9 protein-coding genes are annotated in these 11,439 nt (G+C 63.8%); 5 read left to right on the plus strand and 4 right to left on the minus strand.

All coding sequences use genetic code 11. From position 1 onward, the window contains the following. Positions 1 to 11: 11 nt before the first annotated feature. The 3 genes from HNQ81_RS05505 (at position 12) to gltA (ending at position 2,947) form a co-directional block, all read left to right on the plus strand. On the plus strand, positions 12 to 401 hold the full coding sequence (locus tag HNQ81_RS05505) for a diacylglycerol kinase (protein WP_183349146.1): 390 nt from the start codon (positions 12 to 14) through the stop codon (positions 399 to 401). A gap of 211 nt (positions 402 to 612) precedes the next feature. Next, entirely contained in the window at positions 613 to 1,449 is an 837-nt protein-coding gene (locus tag HNQ81_RS05510) for a sulfide/dihydroorotate dehydrogenase-like FAD/NAD-binding protein (protein ID WP_183349148.1), read from the plus strand. Positions 1,450 to 1,534: 85 nt separating this feature from the next. Continuing rightward, on the plus strand, positions 1,535 to 2,947 hold the full coding sequence (gene gltA / locus HNQ81_RS05515; RefSeq protein WP_183349150.1) for an NADPH-dependent glutamate synthase: 1,413 nt from the start codon (positions 1,535 to 1,537) through the stop codon (positions 2,945 to 2,947). A gap of 180 nt (positions 2,948 to 3,127) precedes the next feature. On the opposite strand, the gene HNQ81_RS05520 is transcribed toward gltA, so the two are convergent. Beyond that, positions 3,128 to 3,703, minus strand: a complete 576-nt coding sequence (locus tag HNQ81_RS05520; protein ID WP_183349152.1) for a flavodoxin family protein — start codon at positions 3,701 to 3,703, stop codon at positions 3,128 to 3,130. 244 nt (positions 3,704 to 3,947) lie between these two features. Here HNQ81_RS05520 and HNQ81_RS05525 point away from each other — a divergent pair, with 244 nt between their 5' ends. Then, entirely contained in the window at positions 3,948 to 4,862 is a 915-nt protein-coding gene (locus tag HNQ81_RS05525; protein ID WP_183349154.1) for a glycyl-radical enzyme activating protein, read from the plus strand. Position 4,863: 1 nt separating this feature from the next. Further along, positions 4,864 to 7,227 (plus strand): trans-4-hydroxy-L-proline dehydratase, encoded by a 2,364-nt coding sequence (gene hypD, locus HNQ81_RS05530; RefSeq protein WP_183349156.1) that lies wholly within the window; start codon positions 4,864 to 4,866, stop codon positions 7,225 to 7,227. A gap of 51 nt (positions 7,228 to 7,278) precedes the next feature. Here hypD and HNQ81_RS05535 read toward each other — a convergent pair whose 3' ends face one another. The 3 genes from HNQ81_RS05535 to HNQ81_RS05545 all read right to left on the minus strand — a co-directional run bounded on the left by HNQ81_RS05535 (position 7,279) and on the right by HNQ81_RS05545 (position 11,415). Continuing rightward, on the minus strand, positions 7,279 to 9,354 hold the full coding sequence (locus tag HNQ81_RS05535) for a lysylphosphatidylglycerol synthase domain-containing protein (RefSeq protein ID WP_183349158.1): 2,076 nt from the start codon (positions 9,352 to 9,354) through the stop codon (positions 7,279 to 7,281). A 127-nt stretch (positions 9,355 to 9,481) separates the two neighbouring features. Then, positions 9,482 to 10,678: an amino acid aminotransferase gene (locus HNQ81_RS05540; protein ID WP_183349160.1), complete on the minus strand. Its 1,197-nt coding sequence runs from the start codon at positions 10,676 to 10,678 to the stop codon at positions 9,482 to 9,484. A 233-nt stretch (positions 10,679 to 10,911) separates the two neighbouring features. After that, positions 10,912 to 11,415 (minus strand): hypothetical protein, encoded by a 504-nt coding sequence (locus tag HNQ81_RS05545; protein ID WP_183349162.1) that lies wholly within the window; start codon positions 11,413 to 11,415, stop codon positions 10,912 to 10,914. Positions 11,416 to 11,439 lie beyond the last annotated feature (24 nt).

Here is an 11,439-nt window from a genome sequence, read left to right on the forward strand (position 1 = left end):
GACCTGCAACCATGCGCAACAAGTTCCTCGGCACCGGCGAAAAAGGGTATCACCCGATACGCAAGATCATGGTCTGCATCTCCGGCCTGCGATATGCCATCCGCTATGATTTCAGTGTTTCTTATAAGGTATTGCTATCGATCAGCACCCTCGTTGCCTGCTTCCTGCTCCGGCAATGGATCGATTTCCTGCTGATCATGGCAGCAACCGCACTGATGCTGATCGCCGAGATGTTCAACAGCGCCATCGAGGCCCTGTGCGACTTCATCGAAACCCACGAGAACCACAAAATCAAGGTTATCAAGGATATATCGGCTGCCGCGGCCGGCATCAGCATCCTCCTCTGGGGAACTATTCTCATCGTCGAACTGTCGCGGCTCTGGGCGGTTCTCTGCGCATAAAATGCACAAGGCGCACAACGATTGCTTATCCGGCAACATATCGTATTTCATCAGAATATATGACCGTCAAAGATTCCGCCTGGTCTTTCCTCCGCGCCATAATCTGTAGTTGATTTAAATTCGAACATATGCTTACCTGCGGAATTGAAAACTGGATTCGAAGCAGTCGATACACGCGACACATACCATGTACTCTTTCACGGAGGAAAAAATGTTCAAAATCGTGAGACGCCAGGAGATGACCGGTGGAACAGTAATACTCAACGAAATTGAGGCCCCGCTTATCGCCAAAAAAGCTCGTCCGGGACAGTTCGTCATCCTGAAGGCCAACGAGAACGGGGAACGGATTCCCCTGACGATGGCCGACTCCGATCCGGAGAAGGGTACGATCACCATCATTTACATGGTGGTCGGCAAATCGACCGCCCTCTTCCGCGATCTGCAGGTCGGCGACAGCTACCAGGACGTCATCGGCCCCCTGGGCAAGGCGACCCATCTGGAAAAGGTCGGCAAGGTCATCTGCGTCGGCGGCGGTACCGGCGTCGCCGTGCTCCATCCGATCACCCGCGGACTCAAGGAGATCGGCAACGATGTCACCTGCATCATCGGGGCCCGAACCAAGGACCTGCTGATCCTCGAGGATGAAATGAAGAAGGCGTCCCACGACCTGCGGGTCTGCACCGATGACGGCACCTACGGCCATCACGGCTTCGTCACCCAGGTCATGCAGGAAGTGCTCGACGCCGGCGACGTCAAACTGGTGGTGGCGATCGGCCCGGTGCCGATGATGAAGGCGGTGAGCAAGATCACGAAGGACTACAACGTCCCGACGATGGTCAGCCTCAACCCGATCATGGTCGACGGCACCGGAATGTGCGGCGGCTGCCGGGTGACCATTGGCGGCGAGACCAAATTCGCCTGCGTCGATGGCCCGGAATTCGACGGACACCAGGTCGATTTCGACGAGCTGATGATGCGCCTTCAGGCCTATCAGGAAGATGAGCGGGATAGCCACCAGCATTATTGCACGATTCGCGACGCCAAATAGGACCTGTTTGCCCGCAAGGTCATGATCAACAACGCATACCACGACTAGAATTCTCGCCGAGGCGAGTCTATCCATGGAGGATAAAATGGCGGATATTGCAGGAAAAACCCAGAAAAACCCCCGGGTACCGATGCCCGAACAGGAACCGAAGGTCAGAGCCCGTAATTTTCTCGAGGTTCCGACCGGCTATACCATGAAGATGGCCCAGGAAGAGGCGGCCAGGTGCCTGCAGTGCAAAAAACCGGGCTGCGTCACCGGCTGTCCGGTCGGAGTCGACATCCCCGGCTTTATCGATCTCATCGTCCAGGGCGATATGAGCGGCGCTATCCGCCATCTCTGGAAGATGAACGCCCTGCCCGCCGTCTGCGGCCGGGTCTGCCCGCAGGAAATCCAGTGCGAAGGGCAGTGTATCGTCGGCAAGAAGGGGCAGCCCGTCGCCATCGGCAACCTCGAACGCTTCTGCGCCGATTATGAGCGCGAGCACGGCACCGGCGAACTGCCGCCCAAACAGCCTTCCACCGGCAAAAAAGTGGCGGTGGTCGGATCCGGCCCCTCGGGTCTGACCGTGGCCGGCGACCTGATCGTCAAAGGCCATGACGTCACGATCTACGAAGCCTTCCACAAACCCGGCGGCGTCCTGGTCTACGGCATCCCTGAATTCCGCCTGCCCAAGGCGATCGTGGCCCAGGAGGTCAACTTCCTGGAGCGGCTGGGAGTCAAGGTCGAGTGCAATGCCGTCGTCGGTCGGACCGTATCCCTCGACGAGCTGTTCGCCGAAGGCTATGAGGCGATCTACGTCGGCGTCGGCGCCGGTCTGCCGAAATTCATGAACCTGCCCGGCGAGAACCTCGTCGGCATCCTCTCGGCCAACGAGTACCTGACCCGCGCCAACCTGATGAAGGCCTACCAGTTCCCCGATGTCGACACCCCGATCCCGCACGGCAAAAACGTCGTGGTCCTCGGGGCCGGCAACGTGGCCATGGATTCGGCGCGAACGGCGATGCGGCTCGGGGCTGAGACGGTGAAGATCGTCTATCGCCGCTCCCGCGATGAGATGCCGGCCAGAAAGGCTGAAATCCACCATGCCGAAGAGGAAGGGATCGAGATGTGCCTGCTCACCAACCCCACGCGCTACCTCGGCAATGAAAAGGGCAGACTCACCGGGATGGAGTGCCTGCGCATGGAACTGGGTGAACCGGATGCCTCCGGCCGGCGGCGACCGGTGCCGATCAAGGGTTCGGAGTTCCAGGTCGACTGCGACCTCTGCATCGTCGCCGTCGGTTCCGGGGCCAATCCGCTCCTGACCAGCGAGACATCGGACATGCAACTGAACAAATGGGGCTATGTCGTCACCGATCCCGCCACCGGCAAAACAACGAAGAAGGGTGTCTGGGCCGGCGGCGACATCGTCACCGGCGCCGCCACGGTCATCCTGGCGATGGGAGCCGGACGCCAGGCCGCCGACTCGATCCACAACTACCTGACACTCGGCTGGTAATCGCCACGCCGGCAGTGGCATGACGTCCCGGAATACCGGCCGCGAAATCGGCACCGGTGTTCCGGGAACCTAGACGCCGGATATCTTCCCTTCCTTCCCCATCATCTCCACATCTGCTTGAAGATCGCATTGAAATCGGCCAGGCGGTCGGCGTCGGGGACGTTCAGACTGCCGCCTCGATCAATGTGCGCCGATGGCGATGTCCCGGCCGAAGGCCTCGGCTCTGACCAGTTCCTCCGGGAAATTACGGACCGCGCCGCGCTGATCGACCCCCTTGAGCAGAAAGGAATCGGCAAAGGCCATATCCATGGCCTCATAGAAATATCGCATGGTCAGCAGGCTGCAGTCGAAGACCTTCGCCCCCTTGGTGGCGGCGACCGACAACAGGTAACCCTTACGCCCCTCCTCCATCCGGAACCTGTTGTCGAGCAGGTAGCGCCTCGACCAGCGGGCCTGGAACCGGTCGATGAACGCCTTGGTCTGGGCGGTCAGGGCATAGAAATAGACCGGACTGGCAACGAGGATCCGATCGGCGGCATCAGCCCGTTCATAGATCGCCCCCATGTCGTCCTTGATGACGCACTCGCCGGTCTTCTCGCAGCCGCCGCAGCCCTGGCAGGGGGAGATCGTGAGACCGCCGAGGCGGATATATTCAACCGTGCCGCCGCCGTCCTCCATCCCCTTGGCCACGTGTTGGGCGAGGATCTCGCTGTTGCCGTTTTTGCGCGGACTTCCCAGAACGATGAGCAGGTGCATGTCATTTCTCCTTACTGAAGGCGATTGAGTCGTATCGAAAACTGTGGAATTGCAATTCAGAGATGCAGTTGTTCAGGTTATACTGGATACGGATTGCGGGAGGAAGGACGTTCGTCGGTCACGATCGAGCGAAATGGCGTTTTCCACTGCGTTCCTCTCAGCACCAATGCCCACCCCCTCCAAATTCAACGTTGACTGTCGATAAACAATTGTTCAGCAATAAGAATTGTTGTTACAATAGCCGATGCACCACAATATTCCCACCATTTTTGCCGTCAAGAGGTACGCCCTCCATGACGGGCCACAGATTCGGACGACGGTCTTTCTCAAGGGCTGCCCGCTCTCCTGCCTCTGGTGCCACAACCCGGAAGGTGTATCACCGGGGATCGAAATCGTTGCCTTAAAAGAACGGTGCATTGCCTGCGGCGAGTGCGTCATCGCCTGCCCGCAGCAGGCCCTGGCAATCGGCCCTGCCGGCAGTATCGACCGCGATCCGGCCCGCTGCACCGCCTGCGGCCGCTGCGTCGAGATCTGCCCGGCCTTGGCCCACGAGGCCACCGGCCGGCGGACCTCGGTAGCGGCGGTGATGATGGAGATCGAGAAGGACCGTCCTTTCCATGACACCTCCGGCGGCGGGGTAACGTTTTCCGGCGGTGAACCGCTGCTGCAGCCCGACTTCCTCCTGGAACTGCTGCAGGAGTGCGGCCGCCGGCAGATCCACCGGACGGTCGACACCACCGGTTTCGCCCCCACCGCCACCGTGCTCGAGATCGCCGCCGCAACCGACCTCTTCCTCTACGATCTCAAAATGATGGACAGCGCCAGGCACCGGCGCTACACCGGCGTCGACAACGCCCTGATCCTCGCCAACCTCGCCGCCCTTTGCCGCGCCGATCACCGGGTGCGGGTCCGCATCCCGCTGATCGCCGGGATCAACGACGGCGAGGATGATATCCGGGCGATCCTCGCCTTTCTTCACGATCTGCCCGGCATCACCGGCATCGACCTGCTGCCCTACCACGACAGCGGTCGGGCCAAATACCGCAAACTGGGCATGAATTATCCCGGCGCGGCGCTGACGGCGCCGGACCGCAACCACACAACCACACTTCTCGGCATCATCAGGGATGCCGGATTTCAGGCCAGTATCGGAGGTTGACATGAACAGCAGGATCGAACGGCTGCGCCGCCGCAGTTTCGAGGCCAGACCATCCATCTCCATCGAGCGGGCGGTGCTGGAGACCCGCTTCTACCAGGAACACAGCGGCAAACACCCGCTGCCGGTGCTGCGGGCCCTGTGCTTCAAGTACCTGTGCGAACACAAGACCATCTTTATCGGCGACGACGAGCTGATCGTCGGCGAACGCGGGCCGGCCCCCAAGGCGGTACCGACCTTCCCCGAGCTGACCTGTCACTCGACCGAGGACCTGCACATCTTGAACGACCGGGAGATGACCAGCTACCGGGTGGCGGAGGAGGACATCCGCACGTACGAGGAGATCGTCATCCCCTACTGGCAGGGACGGTCGATGCGCGACCGGATCTTCCGCCAGGTGCCGGCACAGTGGCGGGCGGCTTACGAGGCCGGGCTGTTTACCGAGTTCATGGAGCAGCGGGCCCCCGGCCATACCGCCCTCGACGGCACCATCTACCGCACCGGCCTGCGCGATTGCCGGGAGCGGATCGCCCGGCGGCTGGAAACTCTCGACTATCTCGCCGACCCGACCGCCGCCGACCAGGCCGAACAACTGCAGGCGATGGACATCGCCTGCGAGGCGGCGATGATCTTCGCCCGTCGCCATGCCGACCTGGCCGAAAAGGTGGCCGCCGACGAGACCGACCGGCAGCGCCGCGACGAGCTCATGGCGATCGCCGCGGTCTGCCGCCGGGTCCCGGCGGAAAGGCCGCAGACCTTTCACGAGGCGTTGCAGATGTACTGGTTCGTCCACCTCGGCATCATCACCGAGCTCAACGGCTGGGATGCGATGACCCCCGGCCACCTCGACCAGCATCTCCAGCCCTTCTACGACCAAGGCCTGGCCGACGGCAGCCTCGACCGCGACAAGGCCAAGGAGCTGCTCTCCTGCCTGTGGATCAAGGTCAACAACCACACCGCCCCGCCCAAGGTCGGGGTCACCGCCAGGGAGAGCGGGACCTACAACGACTTCACCCAGATCAACCTCGGCGGCCTGAAGACCGACGGCAGCGACGGCGTCGGCGAGGTCTCCTATATCGCCCTCGAGGTCGCCGACGAGTTGCACCTGCTCCAGCCCCAGCCGAGCGTCCACATCAGCGGCAGGACCCCGGAGCGCTTTCTCAAGGCCGCCGCCCGGGTCATCCGCCGGGGCTACGGCTATCCCTCGGTATTCAACACCGACGCCGTGATCATGGAGCAGATCCGGGTCGGCAAGACGGTCGAAGACGCCCGCGAGGGCGGCACCAGCGGCTGCATCGAGACCGGCGCCTTCGGCAAGGAGGCCTACATCCTCACCGGCTACCTCAACGTGCCGAAGATCCTCGAGCTGACCCTGAACGACGGCGTCGACCCGCTCTCCGGCGCCAGGGTCGGCATCGCCACCGGCGATCCGCGCGCCTTCGCCGACTTCGACGCGCTCTACGCCGCCTTCGTCCGCCAGCTCGATCACATCGTCGATCTCAAGATCAGGGTCAACAACTACATCGAACGGATGTACGCCAAGTACTCGCCGGCCCCCTTCCTGTCGACCGTCATCCATGACTGCATCGCCAAGGGCCGCGACTACTACGACGGCGGGCCGCGCTACAACACCACCTACATCCAGTGCTGCGGCATCGGCACGGTGACCGACTCGCTGTCGGCGCTCAAGACCCATGTCTACGACAGCGGGACGGTGGCGATGGACCAGCTCCTCGCCGCCCTGGCCGCCAATTTCCGGGACCACGAGGCCCTGCGCCTGCGGCTGTGGAACCGCACCCCCTTCTTCGGCAACGACGACGACCGCGCCGACGACCTGATGCGGCGGGTCTACGCCAGCCTCTTCACCGCCATCGACGGCCGCCCCAACACCAAGGGCGGTGTATATCACCTCAACATGCTGTCGACGACCTGCCACGTCTACTTCGGGCGGATGCTCGGGGCCACTCCCAACGGCCGCCTCGCCAACCTGCCGGAATCGGACGGGACCTCACCGTCGCAGGGCGCCGATCGCCACGGCCCGACCGCAGTCATAAAGTCGCTCTCGAAGATGGACCAGATCCGCTCCGGCGGCACCCTGCTCAACCAGCGCTTCCTCCCGAGCGTGCTGGCATCGGAGAAGGATCTCGACAACCTCGGGGCCCTGATCCGCACCTATTTCCGGCTCGGCGGCCACCACATCCAGTTCAACGTCGTCGACAGCGCCACCCTGCGCCAGGCGCAGCAGCACCCCGACGACTACCGCAACCTGCTGGTGCGGGTGGCCGGCTACAGCGACTACTTCGTCGACCTCGACCGCCACCACCAGGAGGAGATCATCAGCCGTACCGAGCAGGAGCTCTGCGGATAGGATAGATCTACCTCTCCTACCGATACGCTTCCGATTGCGGGACGACTGGCTTCAACGTTCCGGCACGAACTGCGGCCAGCGGTTGGTGAAGCCGTCGCGAGTCAGGCGGGCGGTCCAGCCCTCCTTGAGGTCGTGGACATAGAGCTGGTAGTTGGCCGAGTCGTGGTCGTGCTCGCCGGGGCGGCTGGCACCGTAGAAGATGTAGCGCCCGCCCGCGATCGCCGGGAAGTACTCGTGGCCGCGAGGGGCATCGCGGTCGAGTACCGTTTTCGCCCGTCCCGACGGCAGCGTCGTCCGAACAATGCCGGTCCGTTCCTGCATCCCCGCGGTGGCGACGTGGTACACCACATCGGGATCGGTCGACCATGCCGGTTGGCAGCCCTCGCCCAGTTCCACCGCCCGACCATCCTGCAGCCGCACCGCCCAGGCGGTCCAGCGCCGCGGCCGGTCGCTGGTGAAGGCCACCCACTGGCCGTCCGGGGAGATCCGGGGTTTGGCAATCTGGGCCCGGGCAAACGGACCCTGGCCGCGGGGGAAGATCTCCTCCTCCTTGCCGCCGGCGATATCGACCCGGATGATTTGGCGCCGCTCCCGTTCGGCGATCACCGCCCGGCCGTCGGCGGTGAAGGAGGGGAAGGTGGCGTTGGCAAGCAGCAGCCGGTCGTCCGAGCCGTCGAGACGGCAGATCCGGATCTCGGCCGGGGCCCTGAGGTTGGTGCTGCGGGCCCGGGCATAAACCACCCAGCGGCCGGTCGGATCGATGTCCGGGTACATCTCCTCGGCGGGAGTATCGACCACCTTGTTGACCCTGCGGCCATCGAGATCCTGGGTATAAATGCCGAAACTGCCGGAGCGGTTGGAGTCGAAGAGCAGGCGACCGGGCGGCAGACTCGGCAGGTGCCGTCGCCCCTCGGTCTCTTCCGCGGTAAAGGCCAGGTCTCCCTTCTGCGCCGCGTTGCCGTTGGCCACCAGGACATCACCTACCAGCACCACCGCCGTCGAAATCCCCAGCCACACCGCCACCGCTGCCGCCAGCTGCAGCCAGCGCCGGGTGGTGGAGACCGCCGTCGCCGGCCGCGGCTCCTCTGCCCGGAAAAAGGGGAGAAAGAGCACCAGCAGCGCCGTCAGACCGATCCCGGCGCCGTAGGCCTGGGTGAAGAGGTGGTGGGCGACGCCGGTCAGCTTGGCCATCGCCTCCGGCAGGCCGAGGAAGTGGAAGGCGACCGCCCAGGTCCCCTCGTAGGCGCCGAACCCGCCGATGCCGCTGATCGGCAGCGACGCGGCGATTTCCGGGGCGATCAGGCCCACCAGCCCCTTGTGCGGCGGCAGCTCGGCCAGGCCGAAGCCCATCGGCATGACAATTCCCAGCAGCAGAAAGTACATGGCGGTGTATTTGGCGAGGCGGACGAGAACCGACAGAACCACCACCGGCAGCAGGATCCCGGCCCGCCGGGTGACCCGGACATCCTCGGCAACCGAGGCGGCAAAGGCGGCCAGGCCGCTCTTGGCCCGCTCGGGCAGCAGCGGCAGCCGCGGGATCAGGCGGGCGGCGTAATCCGCCAATGGGGCGAGGAGGAGCAGGGCGACCAGCGCCCCGCCGGCAATGGTCAGGCCGAAGGCCCAGATCAGGATCCCGGCGATGCCGAGTTCACCGGCGATCACCAGACCAACAACGATCAACAGCGGCGCCACCGCGATCATGTCGAAGACGAAGGCGATGGCCATGCTCGACGATGCAGCGTCCAGACTCACCCCCAACCGGGTCCGGCACAGCCAGAGGTAGATCAGGCCGCCAAGCCGGGCCGGCAGCAGATCGGCGAAGAGATTGCGGACCAGGACCGTCAGCAGCATCGCCAGCCGGCCCGGGCGGTAGCCGACCGGTTCGAGCAGCAGCAGCAGGCGCCAGGACCGGCAGATGCTCATGAACAGGGAACTGACGAAGAACAGCAGGATCTCCGGCGGGGCGATGGCGGTGATCGCATCGACGACATCGATCGCCTCGATATCCCGGCCGATCCACAGAAAGACCAGGATCGTGACCGCCAGGCTGCCGCCAAAGGACAGCCAGCGGGTGCCGTTGCCGGTGGCTGGGGGCGCCGGCCGTTCAGGGGGGGTGGTGGGGTGCATCGGGGAAGGTCCTCCTCAGTCGTCGGAAACCCGGCAGGGAACGACAGCGCCTGCCGATCGAGAGGAGGCGGAGACGGCGACAGCCGACTCCGCTGGCAATGATGTCCCGGCTCGCGCCGGTACACACTCAGGACCGCAGCGCCTCGGCGATCGCGTCGCAGACGTAATCGATATTTTTCGAGGTCAGGCCGGCCAGGTTGATGCGGCCGCCGCCGACCACGTAGATGTTCCTGTGCTGGCGCAGCCAGGCCACCGTTGCGTCGGACAGGCCGCTGAACGAGAACATCCCCCGCTGCCGCTTGATATAGGAGAAATCGCCGGCGACGCCGCGGGCATTGAGGCCGTCGACGAGGGCGGAGCGCATCGCCACGATCCGCTCCCGCATCGCCGCCAGTTCGCCGAGCCATTGCCGGTGCAGGTCCGGATCGCTGAGGATGGTGGCGGTGACCAGGCCGCCGTGGGCCGGCGGATTGGAGTAGATCACCCGCACCACCGTCTTCAGGTGGCTCATGGCCACCGTCGATTCCGCGGCGGTGGGGCTGACAACGGTCAGGGCCCCAGTCCGCTCGTTGTAGAGGCCGAAGTTCTTGGAAAACGAGCTGGCGACCAGGAAATCGAGGCCGCTGGCGGCAAACTGCTCGACAGCGTAACGGTCCTCTTCCACCCCGATGCCGAAGCCCTGATAGGCAAAATCAAGAAACGGGAGCCAGCCTCGCTCCCGGGCGATCTCGACGATCTCCCGCCACTGGCCCTGGTCGAGATCGACCCCGCTCGGGTTGTGGCAGCAGGTGTGGAACAGGACGATGTCACCGGCCGGGATCGCCTGCAGATCCCTGGTCAGACCGGCGAAGTCGACATCTTTGGTGGCCGGATCGTAGTAGGCATACTCACTTAACGGGAAGCCGGCGGTGGCGAAGACCCCCTTGTGGTTGGCCCAGGTCGGGCTGCTGAGCCAGACCGTGGCCTTCGGCATGAACTTCTTCAGCAGATCGGCGCCGACCCGCAAGGCTCCAGTACCGCCCGGGGCATGGACGGTGGCCGCCCGTCTGTTCGCCACGACCTCGCCGTCCTCGCCGAACAGCAGTTTCTGAACGCAGGCGGCATAGACCGGGTCGCCGGATATCGGCAGATACGACTTGGTAGTCTCCCGCTCCAGCAGGAGCTTCTCAGCCGCCTTGACACAGGCGAGAATCGGGGTCTTGCCCGCATCGTCCTTGTAGACTCCGACGCCGAGATTGACCTTCTGCGGGTTCGGATCGTTGCGGAAGGCCTCGGTCAGACCGAGAATCGAATCAGCGGGAGCGGCGACAATATTTTTCCACATATATTTTTCTCCGGATGCGTGGTTGATGGGTGGTGCACGAGGTGCGAAAAATACCCATTTCTCCACACCTGTGTCAACAGGAATGCGTGGTGGACCTGCTGTTGATAACCGGCCGATTTCTCCGGAGGGCTGGTGATCGCTGAGTGATCGGCGCCACGACCGAACGCCGGGCGACGACTGCCGTCACCGGTCCTCGACGACCGCAGCGGTTACGCCCTTTTTCCGGCTGCGATCTACTGCACCGTATACTGAAACTGGAACTGGCGGGTCTTGCCGTCGGCCAGTCTGGTGCCGACGACAAACCGGTATCCCCCCTTTTCGGTGAGGGCGAGGTCGACCCCGAACTGGCCCGCCATCGCCATCATCTCCATCGGCCCGGTCTCCCGGCCGGCCGGATCGGTGACCTTCAGCGCCGCCGTCCCTTCGGCGATGGCGGCACCGGTGGCGCCGTCGCTGAACATGACCATCAGATGGTAGTTTTCCTGCATCCCCATCCTGGCCATCGCCGCCCCGACATCGTTGAGATGGGCCATGGCCTTGACCCCGTCGACGGTCGTCTCCCCCAGCATGGTCATCTCGCCGCCCATGTTCATGCCGTCCATCTTCATGTCGCCCGGCGGGGTGGCCGGCTTCGCTTTCATCGTCCCGTGACCGCCGTGCTCTTGGGAGGCGGCAAGCGCCCCAAGAGGCAGGGCCAGCAGCAGGGTTGCAAGGATTGCAGCAATCTTCGTTTTCATTGTCGTCTCCTTATCGTTCGTTGG

It is taken from the genome of Desulfoprunum benzoelyticum (genome assembly GCF_014201505.1).
GTDB classification, from domain to species: Bacteria; Desulfobacterota; Desulfobulbia; order Desulfobulbales; family Desulfocapsaceae; genus Desulfoprunum; species Desulfoprunum benzoelyticum.

What these genes read in the sequence shown, in the direction of transcription:
- HNQ81_RS05525 (WP_183349154.1), top strand. Translation starts at nt 3,948, where the DNA reads ATGCACCACAATATTCCCACCATTTTTGCCGTCAAGAGGTACGCCCTC.
- HNQ81_RS05510 (WP_183349148.1), top strand. Translation starts at nt 613, where the DNA reads ATGTTCAAAATCGTGAGACGCCAGGAGATGACCGGTGGAACAGTAATA.
- hypD (WP_183349156.1), top strand. Translation starts at nt 4,864, where the DNA reads ATGAACAGCAGGATCGAACGGCTGCGCCGCCGCAGTTTCGAGGCCAGA.
- gltA (WP_183349150.1), top strand. Translation starts at nt 1,535, where the DNA reads ATGGCGGATATTGCAGGAAAAACCCAGAAAAACCCCCGGGTACCGATG.
- HNQ81_RS05540 (WP_183349160.1), bottom strand. Translation starts at nt 10,678, where the DNA reads ATGTGGAAAAATATTGTCGCCGCTCCCGCTGATTCGATTCTCGGTCTG.
- HNQ81_RS05520 (WP_183349152.1), bottom strand. Translation starts at nt 3,703, where the DNA reads ATGCACCTGCTCATCGTTCTGGGAAGTCCGCGCAAAAACGGCAACAGC.
- HNQ81_RS05545 (WP_183349162.1), bottom strand. Translation starts at nt 11,415, where the DNA reads ATGAAAACGAAGATTGCTGCAATCCTTGCAACCCTGCTGCTGGCCCTG.
- HNQ81_RS05505 (WP_183349146.1), top strand. Translation starts at nt 12, where the DNA reads ATGCGCAACAAGTTCCTCGGCACCGGCGAAAAAGGGTATCACCCGATA.
- HNQ81_RS05535 (WP_183349158.1), bottom strand. Translation starts at nt 9,354, where the DNA reads ATGCACCCCACCACCCCCCCTGAACGGCCGGCGCCCCCAGCCACCGGC.